The 16,104-nt window shown below is 71.7% G+C and carries 15 protein-coding genes; 4 read left to right on the top strand and 11 right to left on the bottom strand.

Annotated elements, in window-relative coordinates; genetic code table 11:
* Window positions 1-14: 14 nt before the first annotated feature.
* The 6 genes from ABH920_RS06350 to cysS form a co-directional block, all read right to left on the bottom strand.
* On the bottom strand, window positions 15-1,733 hold the full coding sequence (locus tag ABH920_RS06350; RefSeq protein ID WP_370347755.1) for an FAD-dependent oxidoreductase: 1,719 nt from the start codon (window positions 1,731-1,733) through the stop codon (window positions 15-17).
* Entirely contained in the window at window positions 1,730-2,557 is an 828-nt protein-coding gene (locus ABH920_RS06345) for a carbon-nitrogen hydrolase family protein (protein ID WP_370347752.1), read from the bottom strand. Before ABH920_RS06345 ends, ABH920_RS06350 begins: the two co-directional genes overlap by 4 nt.
* Window positions 2,558-2,875: 318 nt before the next feature.
* The gene (locus ABH920_RS06340; RefSeq protein ID WP_370347750.1) at window positions 2,876-3,718 is read right to left on the bottom strand and encodes a PHP domain-containing protein; all 843 of its coding nucleotides are present in this window, start codon (window positions 3,716-3,718) and stop codon (window positions 2,876-2,878) included.
* A 29-nt stretch (window positions 3,719-3,747) separates the two neighbouring features.
* On the bottom strand, window positions 3,748-4,743 hold the full coding sequence (gene speB / locus ABH920_RS06335) for an agmatinase (RefSeq protein ID WP_370347747.1): 996 nt from the start codon (window positions 4,741-4,743) through the stop codon (window positions 3,748-3,750).
* 50 nt (window positions 4,744-4,793) lie between these two features.
* Window positions 4,794-5,813 carry a 23S rRNA (guanosine(2251)-2'-O)-methyltransferase RlmB gene (rlmB, locus tag ABH920_RS06330; protein WP_370347745.1) on the bottom strand — a complete coding sequence of 340 codons (1,020 nt, stop codon included), beginning with the start codon at window positions 5,811-5,813 and terminating at the stop codon, window positions 4,794-4,796.
* A gap of 111 nt (window positions 5,814-5,924) precedes the next feature.
* A complete protein-coding gene (gene cysS / locus ABH920_RS06325; RefSeq protein ID WP_370347742.1) occupies window positions 5,925-7,337 on the bottom strand; it encodes a cysteine--tRNA ligase in 1,413 nt (470 codons plus the stop codon).
* 69 nt (window positions 7,338-7,406) lie between these two features.
* Between cysS and ABH920_RS06320 the strand changes: the two genes are divergently transcribed.
* Window positions 7,407-8,654 (top strand): multidrug effflux MFS transporter, encoded by a 1,248-nt coding sequence (locus ABH920_RS06320; protein ID WP_370347740.1) that lies wholly within the window; start codon window positions 7,407-7,409, stop codon window positions 8,652-8,654.
* Window positions 8,655-8,683: 29 nt separating this feature from the next.
* Here ABH920_RS06320 and ABH920_RS06315 read toward each other — a convergent pair whose 3' ends face one another.
* Entirely contained in the window at window positions 8,684-9,928 is a 1,245-nt protein-coding gene (locus tag ABH920_RS06315) for a tetratricopeptide repeat protein (protein ID WP_370347738.1), read from the bottom strand.
* Window positions 9,929-10,074: 146 nt separating this feature from the next.
* Between ABH920_RS06315 and ABH920_RS06310 the strand changes: the two genes are divergently transcribed.
* Window positions 10,075-11,709, top strand: a complete 1,635-nt coding sequence (locus tag ABH920_RS06310) for a phytoene desaturase family protein (protein ID WP_370348013.1) — start codon at window positions 10,075-10,077, stop codon at window positions 11,707-11,709.
* 201 nt (window positions 11,710-11,910) lie between these two features.
* Here the strand turns inward: ABH920_RS06310 and ispF are convergent, their stop codons facing one another.
* From ispF to ABH920_RS06295, 3 genes are all read right to left on the bottom strand, one after another.
* Entirely contained in the window at window positions 11,911-12,396 is a 486-nt protein-coding gene (gene ispF, locus ABH920_RS06305) for a 2-C-methyl-D-erythritol 2,4-cyclodiphosphate synthase (protein ID WP_370347736.1), read from the bottom strand.
* Window positions 12,393-13,184, bottom strand: coding sequence for a 2-C-methyl-D-erythritol 4-phosphate cytidylyltransferase (ispD, locus tag ABH920_RS06300; protein ID WP_370347734.1), 792 nt, complete (start codon window positions 13,182-13,184; stop codon window positions 12,393-12,395). The genes ispF and ispD overlap by 4 nt, the downstream gene beginning before the upstream one ends.
* A 159-nt stretch (window positions 13,185-13,343) precedes the next feature.
* The gene (locus ABH920_RS06295; RefSeq protein ID WP_194897915.1) at window positions 13,344-13,826 is read right to left on the bottom strand and encodes a CarD family transcriptional regulator; all 483 of its coding nucleotides are present in this window, start codon (window positions 13,824-13,826) and stop codon (window positions 13,344-13,346) included.
* 332 nt (window positions 13,827-14,158) lie between these two features.
* On the opposite strand from ABH920_RS06295, the gene ABH920_RS06290 reads away from it, so the two are divergent.
* Window positions 14,159-14,419: a hypothetical protein gene (locus tag ABH920_RS06290; protein WP_370347732.1), complete on the top strand. Its 261-nt coding sequence runs from the start codon at window positions 14,159-14,161 to the stop codon at window positions 14,417-14,419.
* 394 nt (window positions 14,420-14,813) lie between these two features.
* Complete coding sequence (locus ABH920_RS06285) at window positions 14,814-15,293, top strand: hypothetical protein (protein ID WP_370347730.1); 480 nt, start codon at window positions 14,814-14,816, stop codon at window positions 15,291-15,293.
* A gap of 82 nt (window positions 15,294-15,375) precedes the next feature.
* Here ABH920_RS06285 and ABH920_RS06280 read toward each other — a convergent pair whose 3' ends face one another.
* Window positions 15,376-16,104 (bottom strand): A24 family peptidase, encoded by a 729-nt coding sequence (locus ABH920_RS06280; protein ID WP_370347728.1) that lies wholly within the window; start codon window positions 16,102-16,104, stop codon window positions 15,376-15,378.

Raw genomic sequence — 16,104 nt, 5'->3', positions numbered from 1 at the left:
ATCGGGTTCCGCGCCTACTCCTCGTCCAGCATCGGCGGCGCGATCTCGTCGAACACGTCTCCGGGCCCGGGATTCTCCGGGCTCGTCGATCCGCCGAAGTGCTTCATCACGCCCCACACCGCGTTCAGCGCCGTGGTCACCGCGCCCTCGGCCCAGCCGGCGGTCCAGGAGATGTCGTCCCCGGCCAGGAACAGGCCGCGCTGGTGCTCGGGGAGTGCGTCCTGCATGAAGTGCGTGTAGAGCCTGCGCTGGTAGCGGTACTGGCCCGGCAGGTTCGCCTTGAACGCGCCCATGAAGTACGGCTCCGTCTCCCACGAGACGGTCAGCGGCGTGCCGATGATGTGCGACCGGATGTCGACGTCCGGGTAGATCTCCGCCAGCGAGGCGAGCACGACTTCCAGCCGCTCCTCGCGCGACAGGGGGACGAACTTCATCGAGTCGTCGACCCAGGTGTACGACAGGCACATCACGCCGGGCTTGTCCGGGCCGTCGTCCAGCAGGTACACGCCGCGGGGCATGCGGTCGGTCAGGGTCATCGACATCGTGTCGCGGTTCGGGTCCAGGGGGGAGGGGTCGCGCCAGAACGGCCGGTCCACCACCACGAAGAGCTTCGAGGCGCCCATGTAGTGCGTGCGCTCGACGGCGGTCCACACGTCGGTGGGCAGGAGGGCCTCGTGCACCTTGATCTTCGAGAGCATCATCCAGCTCTGGGCGGTGAACACGGCGGCCTGATACGTGCGGATCTCGTTCGCGGCGTCGGCGATGGTGATGCCGCGCCTGGTGCGGTACATCCGGGTCACGGCGGGCCGCGGGTGGCCGTCGTCGTGCAGCGAGCGCACCGAGGTGCCGGCCGGCCAGTGCGCGAGGGTGTCAGGGGTCTGTGACCACAGCGCCAGCGGCAGCTGCTGGCAGCCGCCGACCACGCGCCGGTGGTGGTCGTCGGCGCCGGTGTAGACGACGCGCAGGATCTCCAGCATGGAGTTCGGGAAGTCCGTGTCCCAGCCGCCGGTGCCGAAGCCGACCTGGCCGAACACCTCCCGGTGCCGGAAGGACTTGAAGGCCGGGTTCGCGGCCAGGAAGCCGTAGAACGAGGTGTCGTCGAGCCGGTGCACCAGACGGCTCCAGATCTCGCGCACCGTCGCGGTGTCCCGCTCGCGGATCGCCTGCTGCATCGCGGAGAACTCGGCGCCGTGCGCCGGGTCGTCCAGCGCGTCGGCCCAGGCGTCGGCGACCTCGTGGTAGATCGCCGGCAGGTCGTCCAGGGTGGTCGCGTAGTGGCTGTCGCCCTTGAGGTCGATGACCGTGGACGGCGTCGCGGCGTCCAGCGGGTTCGGGAACGGCTCGGTCCGCAGCCCCGCGCGCTCGAGGTAGTCGAACAGCGTGGTCGACGACGGCGGGAACCGCATCGCGCCCATCTCGGCCATCGCGCCCGGCACGCCGGGGAACGGCGTCGAGCGCATCCGGCCGCCCAGCTCGTCGGCCTCGTACACGACCGGCTTCAGGCCGAGCTTCAGCAGCTCGTGCGCGGCCACCAGGCCGGACAGGCCGCCGCCGATCACCGCGACCTCGGTGCCGTGCGCCGCCTCGGGCACCGAGCCCAGGCCGGCCGGGTGCGCGGCGTAGTCGTCGTAGGCGAACGGGAAGTCGGGGCCGAACATGGTGATCGGCTTGTGCGAGTCGCACTGCACGTGGTCGGTGACCTCGTGGACAGTGGCCGGGACAGCGGACGTCACTTCTGGGCTCCGTACAGATCGGTTCGGCGGTCCTGCAGATACGTGTTCAGATCGCGCGAGGCGGTCAGGTCCGCCAGGTCCACGTCGGCCAGCAGCAGCTCCTCGCGGTCGTCGCCGACCGCCAGTTCCCGGCCGTCCGGGGCCACCACCCGGGTCTCGCCGGCGTAGACGAAGTCCCGCTCCACCCCAACCCGGTTCACGTACGCCACGAACAGCTGCGACTCGATCGCCCGCGCCGGCACGATCTGCCGCGGCACGAACTCGTACGGCCGCATCAGGGCGGTCGGCACCAGCAGCAGCTCGGTCCCGGCGTCGGCGTGCGCCCGCACGGTCTCGGGGAACTCCACGTCGTAACAGATCAGGAAGCCGACCCGGATGCCGTCCAGCTCGGCCTGCACCACCAGCTCCTCGCCCGGGGCGAACGCGGCCCGGTCCACGTCGCCGAACAGGTGCGTCTTGCGGTAGTTGGCCACCGGGGCGCCGTCGCCGCCGATCAGCTGCACGGCGTTGTACACGACGCCGTCGCCGTCGCGCTCGGGGTAGCCGTACAGGATCGCGATCCCGTGCCGGGCCGCGATCGCGGACACCTCCTGCTGCGAGGGCCCGTGGCGCTCCTCGGCCAGTCCGGCGATCACCTCGGCGCCCAGGTTGTAGCCGGTGAGGTACATCTCCGGGGTGATGAGCAGGCGCGCGCCGCTCTCCGCGGCCCCGGCGGCGGCGTCGGCCAGCGCGGCCAGGTTGGCGCGGCGGTCGGCGGCGGGGTCCGGGGCGCCGTTCGGGTGGTCGGTTGCCGGTGCTTGGAGGCAGGCCAGGCGGAGGGTCATGGTCTCCAGCCTAGGTGCGGGGCGGCGGTTCGCATCTCGCCGTGGTGGACAGGGTGGCGGGGTCGGTTCGACATCGGGTCGGGCGGCATTCTGTTATGAGGGATTCACCCCTTTTGCCAGTGTGATCGCCTGCACTGACAGACAACCAGCCGCTTGCTGCCTGGGCAGCGCGTTCACGCTACGCGGCGGCATCGACCTGAGTTGGCTGGTCCGGCGTCCGGGGCCAGTCCCGCGCCTGGCGTCGCGTCAGTCCCGCACCCAGGGCCAGTCCCGCGCCTGGGGCCAGTCCCGCACCCAGGGCCAGTCCCGCGCCTGGCGTCAGTCCCGCACCCAGAAATCGAACAGGTCGGCGCCCGGTCTGAACCCGGCGGCCCGCGCCACCGCCACGGCCTCCCTGAAGCCGTTGCCGACCGCGTCGGGCCGGTGCGCGTCGGACGCGAACGACACGCCCTTCCCGCCCTCCTGGCGCCACCACGCGACCACCCGCGGATCCAGCGGGATCCGGGTGTTGAACTCCATGACCTTGTCGGCGCGCGCCAGCGTCCGCAGCACCAGGCGGATCTCGTCCTCGAACCGGGTGAGGTCGAAGGGCTCGTCGGCGGGCCAGTACCGGACCGGGTAGTCGATGTGGGTGAGCACTTCGAACCCGTCGTACTCCTCGATCAGCCGCACCGCCTCGGCGAGGTAGCGGCTGTACTCCGTGGCCGCGTCGCCGCGCTTGATGCTCGCGGAGATGTCGGCGTAGGGCTCGTCGCGCCGCGACGCGGTGTGCAGTGAGGCCAGGATCCGCTGGAACCCGCCGCGCTTCAGCAGATCCGCGGTCTGGTCCGGGAACCAGTGCGCCTCACTGAGCTCCACGCCGGACAGGATGCGCAGCTCCGGGAAGCGGTCGCGGCAGCGCTCCAGCGTCTCCAGGTAGCCGGTCAGGTCGACGGCCGGGGGAGTCAGGATGTTGCGATCGTCCACGACCTCGACGTAGCGCTGCCACTCGGCCGGGAACCAGTCCTCGGCGGTCAGTTCCGAGATGCTGAAATCCGCGTGCTCGGTGAAGGCGATCGAGGGCAGCCCGAGCTCGACGGCGCGCTCGCAGGTCCGCTCCATGGAGCCGGCGAGCGCGTCCCACGAGTACTCGCTGTGGACGTGGTTGTCGGGTGGCAGCACCGGAAGTCCCCCTTTTCAGGGACGGCGCCTCACCGTCCCTGCATCGCCAGCAATGTCACAAGATCGTAGGCCACGTGCGCGGCGGCGACCGAAGTGATCTCGGCGTGGTCGTAGGGCGGGGCCACCTCGACCACGTCGGCGCCGATCAGGTTCAGGCCGTCCAGGCCGCGCAGGATCTCCAGCAGCTCGCGGCTGGTCATGCCGCCGGCCTCGGGGGTGCCGGTGCCGGGGGCGTGCGCGGGGTCCAGGACGTCGATGTCGATGGAGACGTACAGCGGCCGGGTGCCGATCCGCTCGCGCAGCGCCTGCACCACGGCGTCCACGCCCTGGCGCATCACGTCCGCCGAGGTCACGATGCCGAAGCCCATGCGCTTGTCGTCGCTGAGGTCCTGCTTGCTGTACAGCGGGCCGCGGGTGCCGACGTGCGCCACCGCCGAGGAGTCGAGGATGCCCTCCTCGAAGGCGCGGCGGAACGGCGTGCCGTGCGTGTACGGCGCGCCGAAGTACGTGTCCCAGGTGTCCAGGTGCGCGTCGAAGTGCAGCAGCGCCACCGGGCCGTGCCGGCGGGCCATGGTGCGCAGCAGCGGCAGCGCGATGGTGTGGTCGCCGCCGATCGTCACCAGCTTGGAGCCGGCGCCGACCAGCTCCCCGGAGTGCGCCTCGATCTGCTCCAGCGCCTCGTCCAGCAGGAAGGGGTTGATGGCGATGTCGCCGGCGTCGGCGACCTGCACCGCCTGGAACGGCGAGAAGTCCAGGCCCGGGTGGTACGGCCGCAGCAGCCGGGAGGCCTCGCGCACCGCCGCCGGGGCGAAGCGGGCCCCGGGGCGGTAGGAGACGCCGGAGTCGAAGGGGGCGCCCAGGACCGCCACGTCCGCCTTCTCGCCCGCCGGGAGCTGGTCCAGGCGCGGCAGCCGCGCGAACGTCGCGAAGCCCGCGTAGCGCGGGGTCTTCGAGGAGTCGACCGGGCCTATCGGGGCCGGACGTCCGGTGCTGCCGCCTTCGGTGTTCGCCTCAGTGCTCGCCATTGAGCTGTCTCTCCTAGCTAGGTGGTGCTGTGGTGCTGTGAAACTGTGGATCAGCCGCGGGCCTCGGCGCGCCGCCGGTTGACTTCGTACAACGCGATCCCGGCCGCGACGCCGGCGTTCAGCGACTCGGACGAGGACGCGATCGGGATCGAGACCGTGACGTCGCAGAGCTCGGACACCAGCCGCGACATGCCCTTGCCCTCGGACCCGACGACCAGGCACAGCGGCTCGGTGGCGATCTCCAGCTCGTGCAGCGGCACGGCGCCGTCGGCGGCCAGCCCGGCGACCATCACGCCCTGCTTCTTGTACGCCTCCAGCGCGCGCGTCAGGTTCCCGGCGCGCGCCACCGGCAGCCGGGCCCCGGCGCCGGCCGCGGCCTTGAACGCGCCGGCCGTCATGCCCGCCGCGCGCCGCTCCGGCACGATCACGCCGTGCCCGCCGAAGGCCGCCACGGAGCGCATCACGGCGCCGAGGTTGCGCGGGTCCGTGACGCCGTCCAGCGCCGCGAACAGCGGGGTGTCGCCGGCCGCGAACACCTCCTCCAGCAGGTCGTCCGGGTGCGCGTACTCGTAGGGCGGCATCACCAGCATCACGCCCTGGTGCAGGGTCCCGTTGGTCATCCGGTCCAGCTCGTGGCGCGGGGCCTCCAGCAGCGGGACGCCCTGCTCCATGGCGAGCTTCATGCTCTCGCGGACCCGGTCGTCGCTGTCGATGTACTGCGCGACGTACAGGGCCTTGGCCGGCACCTGCGCGCGCAGCGCCTCGACCACCGAGTTGCGGCCGGCGACCTGCTCGGCCTCGCCCTTGCCGGGGGTGCGCCGGACCGGCCGGGCCGTGCTGCGCGTGCCGGCCGCCGAGCGGCCGGTGTTCGGGGCGGCGGCGCGCTTGGCCGCCGACTTCGCCCGGCGGGCCGCCGGATGCCCGGTGCGCTCCTCGGCCTTCGGCGTCGGGCCGCGGCCCTCCAGACCCTGGCGGCGCTGGCCGCCGGAGCCCTTCTGCGCGCCCTTTCGGGAGCTCGACGCGCCCGGCTTGTTCGCCCGGCCGCCGGTGCCGCCGCCTTTGCTCGCCATGATGTCCTTACTTTCTTCAAGTTCCAGCACTTCAGGCCGTGCCCCCGCTCCACGCTACCGTCAGCGTGGCGGGGGCACGGTGGGAGTCGGCCGCCTAGGCGACTGGCCCTCTTATTGGTTGACGGTCCAGCGCGGACCGCTCGGAGTGTCCTCGACGTTGACGCCGGCCCGGGCCAGCTGGTCGCGGATGGCGTCGGAGGCGGCGTAGTCCTTGCGCTCGCGCGCCGCCTGCCGCTGCTCCAGGGCCACCTTGACCAGGGTGTCGACGACCGGCCGCAGATCGCTGCCGGACCCGGCGGTGCCGGCCGCGCCGCTCCACGGCTCGGCCAGCGGGTTCAGGCCGAGGATGTCCAGCATCTTCAGCACCGAGGCGAGGTGCGAGGCCACGCCTTCCTTGTCACCGTTGGCCAGGGCGGTGTTGCCCTCGCGGACGGTGTTGTACAGCACGGCCACCGCGCCCGGGACGCCGAAGTCGTCGTCCATCGACTCCGCGAAGGCCGCGGGCACGTCCGCCGCGGACTCGGTCGGGCCGACCGTCTCCAGCGCCCGGGTGACGAAGCCCTCGATCCGCGAGTACGCGGCGTCGGCCTCGCGCAGCGAGTCCTCGGTGTACTCGATCATCGAGCGGTAGTGCGGGGTGCCGAGGTAGTAGCGCAGGACCACCGGCCGGTACTGCTTGGCCAGTTCGGTGACCAGCACCGAGTTGCCCAGCGACTTGGACATCTTCTCGTTCTTGAGGGTGACCCAGCCGTTGTGCATCCAGTAGTTGGTGAACTTGTCGCCGAAGGCGTGCGACTGCGCCTGCTCGTTCTCGTGGTGCGGGAAGATCAGGTCGACGCCGCCGCCGTGGATGTCGAAGTTCGGGCCCAGGTAGCGGTGCGCCATCGCGGAGCACTCCAGGTGCCAGCCGGGGCGGCCGGGGCCCCACGGCGTGTCCCAGAAGGGCTCGCCGGGCTTGGAGGCCTTCCACAGCGTGAAGTCGTGCGGGTCTTCCTTGTGCGTGGTCGGCGCCACGTCGTCGACCGGCTGCTCCTCCAGGTCGTCGACACTGAAGTGGGCCAGCGCGCCGTATTCGGGGAAGGAGCGCACCCGGAAGTAGACGTCGCCGCCGGCGGCGTAGGCGTGGCCGTCGTCGATGAGCTTCTGCATCATCGCGACCATCTCGGGGATGTGGCCGGTGGCACGCGGCTCGACGGACGGGTCCTCGCAGCCCAGCAGCCGGTAGGCGAGCTGGAAGGCGTACTCGTTGGCCTGCGCCACGCGCCAGGTCTCCACGCCCTGCTCGGCCGCCTTGCGGATGATCTTGTCGTCGATGTCGGTGACGTTGCGCACGAAGGTGACGGCGTAGCCGCGGTGCTCCAGCCAGCGGCGGGCGATGTCGAACGAGACTCCGGACCGGATGTGACCGATGTGCGGCGGGGCCTGGACGGTCGCGCCACAGAGGTAGATCGAGACCTTGCCTGGTGTGACGGGTACGAACTCGCGCGTCGCTCGCGCGGCGGTGTCATACAGGCGGAGAGTCATTCCCCAAGGATACCGGCGGGTGGATGGCGAAAACGTCTTCTTTCGGGTTGTGGTTCCATGGGGCGGTGAGTGGGAGATGAGCGGGTGGTGAGGCGTTCTGGGCGGGCCCCGGTGAAGCTGCTCCTGATACTGGGAGCGCTTTCCATGTTCGGGCCTTTGTCGCTCGACATGTACCTGCCGGCACTGCCGGACCTGGCGCACTCGTTCCACACGGCCGAGTCGAACGTCCAGCTGACGCTGACGGCGTGCATGATCGGCCTGGCCTTCGGCCAACTGGTGGCCGGCCCGATGTCGGACGCGTGGGGGCGCAAGAAGCCGCTCGCGATCGGGCTGATCGCCTACGTGGCCACATCGCTGTTCTGCGCGTTCGCCCCCGACGTCTACTCGCTCACCGCGGCGCGCCTCCTCCAGGGCTTCGCCGGCGCGGCCGGCCTGGTGATCTCGCGGGCCATGGTGCGCGACCTGTACGAGGGCGACGCCCTCACGAAGTTCTTCTCGACACTGATCCTGGTGAACGGCCTCGGCCCGATCCTGGCTCCGGTCCTCGGCGGCCAGCTGATCCGCTTCATGAGCTGGCGCGGCGTATTCGTGGTGCTGACGCTGATCGGCGTAGCGCTGTTCGCCGCCGCGACGCTCGGACTCAAGGAGACGCTCCCGAAAGATTCACGCGGAGCGTCCGGCGGCGGCCTACCCGCGACCCTGCGCACGTTCCGGGTCCTGCTCCGCGACCGCGCGTTCACGGGCTACATCCTGACGGGCGGCTTCGCCCTGGCGGCGATGTTCGCTTACATCTCAGGCTCACCCTTCGTCCTGGAGAACATCCACGGCCTGTCGAAGCAGGAGTTCAGCTTCGCCTTCGGAGCCAACGCCCTCGGCATCATGATCGGCGGCCGGACCAGCGGCCGCCTGGTGGGACGTGTCGCGCCATCGCGCCTGCTGGGCGCGGGCCTGGTGATGTCCTTCGGCGGCAGCACGATCCTGCTGGCGGCGACGGCGGCCTTCGGCGGCAACCTCGCGGGGACACTGGTGGGACTGTTCCTGATGGTCTCATCGGTCGGCGTGATCACCCCCCAGGTGACGGCCTTGGCGCTGTCCGGCTACTCACCCGCGGTGGCAGGCGCGGCCTCGGCACTGATCGGCACGGGGCAGTTCCTGTTCGGCGCGATCTTCGCGCCGCTGACGGGGCTGGGAAGCAAGAGCAGCGGGATGCCGATGGCGTTGGTGATCTTCGGCTTGAGCGCGGCCGCGGTTCTGATGCGGGCGCTGTTGGTACGGACGCCTCGGCTTGAGGCGGTTGCGGAGCCGGCCGCGGCTTGAGGGCGGGCCGGCCCAGAACCTCGCTGAGGCTAGTCCCCCGTGGTGGGCCGGGTCTGAGTTTTCACGCCCGCCACGCCCGCCACCCCACCCCGCCGCACCGGGCTCAGCTCCGGAGCCTTCCGGTGCAGCGTCAGCCGCCCGACCAGGTGGCTGATCAGACCGACCGTCAGCGTCGACCCGCCCTCCACGTGCCCGATCGAGCTCCCGGTGATCATGAACACGTGCGCGGCGATCGTCATCACCAGCGCCACGCGCGTCTTCGTGTCCTGCCACAGGTACTCGACCAGGTACCGCCAGAGGTCGCGGTCGGCCTTGCGGGCCGGGCCTATCAGGCAGATGCCCAGGACCGCCAGGACCGCGAGGGGGATCAGGAACCTGATGTCGAAGCCGGGGATGGCCACGCCGCCGAAGGCGACCAGCCAGCCGGCCGCTGCGCTGAACTCCATCGACCGCAGCACCAGGTTGCCGACGTGCGCCAGGCTGTCGTCGTCCGGCCCCGGCCGGGACGCCAGGACCGCCTCCAGGTCGGCGACCAGGGCTATCGGTTCCGGGACCTCCTCGGCCGCCGTTACCGCGTCCTCGAACTGCTTCGCCTCGGTCGCGGATTCGGGGTCGAGGCGCGCCGCCAGTTCCGTGGCCCGGCGTGCCTCGGCCGCAGCCTGGGACAGGTCTCCGCTGGCTTCCAGGGCGGCGGCCAGGCTCGCGCGGCTCTGCCAGACCTGCGGCCCCAGGCGCACCGCCTTCTCGGCCGCCGCGACCGCTTCGCCGAAGCGGTCCAGCAGTCGCAGCGCTGAGGCGCGCAGGCGGTGGCCCCACTCGTCGTCGGGGGCGAAGGTGATGACCCAGTCCGCGGCGCGCAGGGCCTTCTCGCCGTCGCCGGTCTCCAGGTACACCGCGGCCAGAGCGCGCCAGACCCGCACGTCCTGGCTGCCCGCCACGATCAGTTCGTTGAGGACGTCCAGCGCCTGCTGGCGTCGCCCGAGTTCGGCCAGCGCCTCGGCGCGCGCGATGTGCCGGCCGATCTGGTCGGAGCCGGGTGGAGGTCCCGATGTTGTCACGGGCGACAAAGTCGCGGGTTCCACCGCCGCCGGAAGGGGAACGTACTTCACGACCATGGTCTGCTCGAAATCGGCGTCCCCGGCCGGGTCGTCCTCCGTCTCCGTGCCGAGGACCTCTCCGGCCGCGCTGACGGCTGCCCGGACTTCGGCCTTGATGGCGGCGTCCATTGTCGCCGCCGGGTGCCAGACCTCTTGTTCGTTTGACTCGCCGGACATCCCCCCACCCCTCCACCGGGTTCGCCGCCCGGCATCAGACGCCTGGTATACCCCACCGGCGCGCCGGGATGCCAGAGGCGGACCGGTGGCAGGGGGCGGACGTGGGATGATCGGGACCTGTAGAGGGAAGGACGCCCGACGTGACAGTGGCACTGCCTGAACGAGCCGAGCGCACGCCCCGCCCGGGCGCCTCGCGGCACGACGTCGTCGTGGTCGGCGGCGGCCACAACGCGCTCGTCGCCGCGGCCTACCTGGCGCGCGCCGGGCTGCACGTCACGCTGCTGGAACGGCTCGACTCGGTCGGCGGCGCGGCGGTGAGCGCGGCGCCCTTCGCCGGGGTGGACGCCCGCCTGTCGCGCTACTCCTACCTGGTGTCGCTGCTGCCCTACACGATCGTGCGCAACCTGGAGCTGGTCATCGAGCTGCGCAGCCGCCCGGTGTCCTCCTACACCCCGCTGCGGCGCGCCGGCGGCGACACCGGGCTGCTGGTCGAGCGCCGGCCCGGCGCGGCGACCGAGGAGAGCTTCCGGAAGCTGACCGGCGGGCCCGCCGAGTACCGGGCCTGGACCCGGTTCTACGAGCAGCTCAGCAAGCTCGCCCGGGCCCTGGCCCCGACGCTCCTGAACCCGCTGCTGGGCCGCGGGCAGATGGAGGCGCTGGCCCGCGAGGAGGGCGCCGGCGAGGCCTGGGAGTGGGTGTTCGAGCAGCCGATCGGCGCCGCCGTGGAGCGCTTCTTCGGCGACGACGCCGTGCGTGGCGTGGTCCTCACCGACGCGCTCATCGGCACCGACTCCTGGGCCGGCGACGCCGGCCTGAAGCAGAACCGGTGCTTCCTCTACCACGTCATGGGCAACGGCTCCGGGGAGTGGCGGGTCCCGATCGGCGGCATGGGCAGCGTCACCGAGGCGCTGCACCGGTCGGCCGTCGACGCCGGCGCCAAAATCCTCACCGGGGTTGAGGTGACGCACATCGAGCCGGACGCCGGCGGCGGCCGGGCCGAGGTCTCCTACCGCGACCGCAACGGCGCCGAACACGTGGCCAGGTGCGGTTACGTGCTGGCCGGAGTGGCGCCGGCGGTCCTGACCCGGCTGCTCGGCCGCGGCAGCGCCGACGCCCCGCAGCCGCAGGGCACCCAGCTGAAGATCAACATGCTGCTGGACCACCTGCCGGCCCTGAAGTCCGGAGTGGACCCGCACGTGGCCTTCGCCGGCACCTTCCACATCGACGAGGGCGCCGCGCACCTGCACCGGGCGTATCAGGACTCGCACGCCGGGCGGCTGCCGGACCCGCTGCCCTCCGAGGTCTACTGCCACACCCTCACCGACCGCTCGATCCTGGGCAAGGACCTGCTCAAGCGGCCCGACGTGCAGACGCTGACGCTGTTCTCGCTGCACACGCTGCCGGGGAGCGCGACGAAGGAGGAGATGGTGCGCGCGGCCGTGGCCGGCCTGGACGCCTACCTGGAGGAGCCGCTGGCCGACTGCCTGGCGCGGGACGCGCACGGCGAGCCGTGCCTGGAGGCGAAGACGACGGAGGACCTGCAGGAGGAGCTGGCGATGCCCGGCGGCCACATCTTCCACCGGGACCTGTCCTGGCCCTACGCCGAGCGCGCGGACCAGGTGGGCAAGTGGGGCGTGGAGACCGGGATCGACAACGTCCTCATCTGCGGCGCTGGCGCGCGCCGCGGAGGCGGTGTGTCCGGAATCCCCGGCCACAACGCTGCACGTGCAGTTCTCGACCGCGTCGCCGACGCGGGTCGTAGGCGCAGCAGCGGGATATGAGGTTCACGTTTCCATTCCTAGCACACAGGGTTTCGGCGTTGTGCCGGGTCTGCGAATTAAGACATGCCATCGTCTGATGATCATGCTTTTGTCAGCCGGCGGTGACCGGCGGACGGCGCTGCGCGAGCGATCAGCGGGATTCGGGCTCCGCGGGTCTTGAAGGTCACATCGGGGTCGCCTCAGGATCAGATTCAAGATCGCTCAAGATCGCTCCAGCGGGAACACGATCGCCGTCGCGATCCCCGCGAGCCCTTCGCCCTTCCCGGTGAATCCGAGCCCGTCCGTGGTCGCGGCGGCGAGGCGCACCGGCGCCCCGGCCGCTTCGCTGAGTACTTGTTCGGCTTCGGCGCGTCGCCTGCCGATCCGCGGCCGGATCCCGACCAGCTGGACCGAGACGTTCCCGATCTCGAACCCGGCCTCCCGGACCCGCCGTGCCGCCTCGCCGAGCAGCTTCAGCCCCGAGGCGCCGGCCCATTCCGGGTCGCTCGTCCCGAACTGGGCCCCGAGGTCGCCGAGCCCGGCTGCTGAGAACAGCGCGTTACAGGCGGCGTGCGCGACCACGTCGGCGTCCGAGTGCCCGGCGAGCCCGACCTCGCCGGGCCAGTGCAGCCCGCCGATCCACAGCTCGCGACCCTCTTCGAAGGCGTGCACGTCGACCCCGATGCCGACCTGGGGAAGAACGGTCATCGCCGCCTCCGCAGCACTGCCTCGGCCAGCACGAGGTCGAACGGCGTCGTGATCTTGAAAGCCTCGGCGTGCCCGGGCACCGTGCGGACCGGCAGCCCGAGCGCCTCGACCAGCCCGGCGTCGTCGGTGGCCGGCAGCGACGGGTTCGACGCGGCGTGCGCCTTGGTGAGGATGTCCCGCGTGAAGCCCTGCGGGGTCTGCACAGCGCGCAGCGTCGAGCGGTCCACGGTCGCGGTCACGAGGTCGCCGTCGACGGCCTTGACGGTGTCGGCCACCGGCAGCACCGGGATCACCGCGCCGGCCCCGCCGCGCACCGCGGCCACGACCGCCTCGATGACGTCGACCGGGGTCAGGGCCCGCGCCGCGTCGTGCACCAGCACCACGTCGCAGTCCCCGGGCAGCGCCGCCAGCGCCAGCGCCACCGACTCCTGCCGGCTCTGGCCGCCGGCCACCACCCGGGTGTCGCCGGGCAGGTCCGCCAGCAGCCGCTGGACCTCGGCCAGGCCCTGCGGGTTCGGCGGCGCGGCCACCACGACCACGTCCACCGAGCGCGCGGCGACCAGCGTGCGGACCGCGTGCACCAGCAGCGGCAGGCCCCCGAGCTCGCGCAGCGCCTTCGGGGTGCCCGGGCCCAGGCGCTCGCCCTTGCCTGCGGCCGGGACGATCACGGCCACCCGGCCGGGCGCCTCGGCGGCTGCGGCGGCGGCCGGGGCTGCGGCTGAGGCCAAGGGTGCGCCCTCCGCCGTCGGGGCGGGGCCGGACCCGGTCTCGGCGGGATCAGTACTCATGCTCACGGCCTGGGACATTAGCGCACAACAAGCCGCCGGCCCCGGCGGCTGGTGCCGCGGGGCCGGATGGCGTGCTCATGCTGAAAAGAAACGACGGTGCCCGGCAGCTGCCCGTGCCCATCAGAAATCGTCAGTACAAGCGTCGAAACGCCGAGCGGGTCAGGAAGCGAGAACCTCGTCGAGGATGGCGTCCGCCTTGTCCTCGTTCGTGGCCTCCGCCAGCGCCAGCTCGCTGACCAGGATCTGCCGTGCCTTGGCGAGCATCCGCTTCTCGCCGGCGGACAGCCCGCGGTCGCGGTCGCGGCGCCACAGGTCGCGCACCACCTCGGCCACCTTGATGACGTCGCCGGACTGGATCTTCTCGATGTTCGCCTTGTAGCGGCGCGACCAGTTGGTCGGCTCCTCGGTGTGCGGCGCGCGCAGCACGTCGAAGACCTTCTCCAGGCCGCCCTGGTCGACCACGTCGCGCACGCCGACGTATTCGGCCTTCTCAGAGGGCACGCGTACGGTCAGATCACCCTGCGCCACCTTCAGCACGAGGTATTCCTTCGGCTCGCCCTTGATCACGCGGATCTCGATATCCTCGATGAGCGCGGCCCCGTGATGGGGATAGACCACGGTCTCGCCAACTTTGAACGTCATGTGATATGTGCCCCTTCCGTGGCTCTCCAGGATACCACGGCGTACGCCCGTTCTGAAGACCGTTTGCGCAGGTCAGCGTACCCGTGGGGGCTTGACAAACCCCCATACGCCGTGCTCGTGCAGCTCAATCGGCTTCATGTCGCATCTTTCGATCTCACCTGGGACGGTGGTCGATCTTGATCGATCTCGATCGATGTCGACGCGGCGGGCTCGGGGAAATAGAGGAATCCCAGCGTGATTACGAGCCCCTCGGCTATGGGCACAACGCTCTGCAAAGCGCACAATGACGCTACGGCTCCCGACGACGACGCGTGGGGTGGGTGCAGATACTGGTGAACAGTCCAGGCCGCGACAACGGCGATCATTCTTACGGCTCCTTCGGCGATCCGGGCCCCGACGGCAGCGGGTTCCCGGTCGTGGTCGTCCCGGACGACATCTCCGCCCTCGACGACGAGGTGCGGGCCTACCGGCGGGAGGTCGCGCGGGCCAAGGCCCGGGCGAAGTGCCGATCCGCCCTGACCTCGCCCTTCCGGGCGCTGGCCGGACTCGGCCGGCGCGTCGGGCACGCCCTGCGCTTCCTCGTCTTCTGGTGAGGTCCGGCTGGTGACGACGCCGGGGCGGCGGTGCACGGTCCCGTGCCCTGCCGCTCCGGCGCCGCGGCGTGCCGCCGGCACGCGCGCGGCACGGTTCTGACACGGTCCGCCCCGGCGCGCTCTCGCACGCTCCTCGCACGGAGCCGGCGAGGCCCCGGCCCGGACCTGCCGCGACGGCCTGTGGCATGCCCGCGGCGCGCGGCGTAGCGAACATCACCCCGGTGGATCGGCCCCCGGGCCCGGACCTGATCTGAGGCCCTTTTACACTGGCTGCGAGCCGCCGTTTCATCGGGTGGTCGGGAAGTCGTACGAACGCGCGACGACCTGGCGCCAGCACAGCGATCGACACCGGCGGCGGCCCGAGCTTGTTGGACCGTCTAGGAGCCGTTCCACCGTGAAGAGCATTCGCATCGCCCTCGTCATCGCCGCCGTAGCCGGCACCGCCGCGGTCGCGACCGGCTGCGCCGCCGGTGACGGCGCGGCGACCCTGCAGATCCAGCCCAACTTCGCCGCCGGCAGCAGCGGGGACGTCCAGGCCCTGAACATGGTCGTGGTCGTGGACCCGGCCACCGGCGCCGCGCAGGTGACCGGCACCGTGGTGAACAACGGCGACCAGCCGACCACGCTGTCCGGCGTCACCGTCGACGGCAAGTCGGTGTCGGTCGCCGGCGGCGGCCTGGCCGTCGGCCCGCACGCCTCGGTGAACCTGGCCGCGCCCTCCGGCCCGAAGATGGTGCTCACCAACTCCGGCTCGACCCCCGGCCGCAACTCGCCGGTGGCGCTGAGCTTCGCCAGCGGCGCGACCATCTCCGTGGCGGCTTCGACCGAGGCGAACACCGGGGTCTACCAGCAGTTCCAGCCGTCGTCGAGCTGATCGGCGGCGGAGTCCGGCAGGCCGCTTACCGCCCGCGCGACGGCAGTGAGCGGCCTTCGGCGTCTTCCGAGCGAGTCAGACCTCAGCCGAACAGCACCGCGATCAGCGCGCCGAGCAGCAGGAACGGTCCGTAGGTCAGCGCCGACTTCCGGTCCATCCGGCCGGTGCGCAGCATGACGACCGCGAACACGGCCGCGGCGAACGTCCCGGCGAAGAAGCCGAGCACCAGGTCGCTCCAGCCCAGGTAGCCCAGGAAGAGCCCGAGCACGGCGGCCAGTTTGGCGTCGCCCAGCCCCATGCCCTCGCCGTCCGGCCGCGCCCAGGCCAGCGCCAGGAAGAGCCCGCCGGCCAGCGCCGCCCCTATCAGCCCTCTGAGCAGCGGCGTCATGTCCCGGTTCAGGTAGTTCGCGGTGCCCAGGCCCACCACGCCGAGCACCGCCAGCGGCGCGGTCAGCTGGTCCGGGAGCCGGCGCACGGCCAGGTCCACGAAGGCCAGCAGCACGCAGCCCAGCGCGAAGGCCAGGAACGTCAGCACCGCCGGGTCGTTCCCCAGCCGGTGCCCGACCGCGAACCCGCCGACCGCCGCGGCCAGGGCCACCGCCCACACCCGCGGGCCCAGCCGGTCGCCGCACAGGCCGCACCGGCCCGTCCACAGCGGGAACCGGAACGCCCCGGCCGGCAGCCGTTGCCCGCAGTGCGCGCAGCGCTGCCGCGCGGGCGATCCGGCGTCGACCGACATCTGATACGCGCTGCGCGCCAGAGCGGGCCCGGACAAGGCCCCGACCAGGGCGGTCGCCACTCCGACGTCCAT

It is taken from the genome of Catenulispora sp. EB89, assembly GCF_041261445.1.
GTDB lineage: Bacteria > Actinomycetota > Actinomycetes > Streptomycetales > Catenulisporaceae > Catenulispora.
The sequence above is the reverse complement of the archived record's forward strand: the minus strand, read 5'-3'. Positions and strand labels throughout refer to the sequence as shown.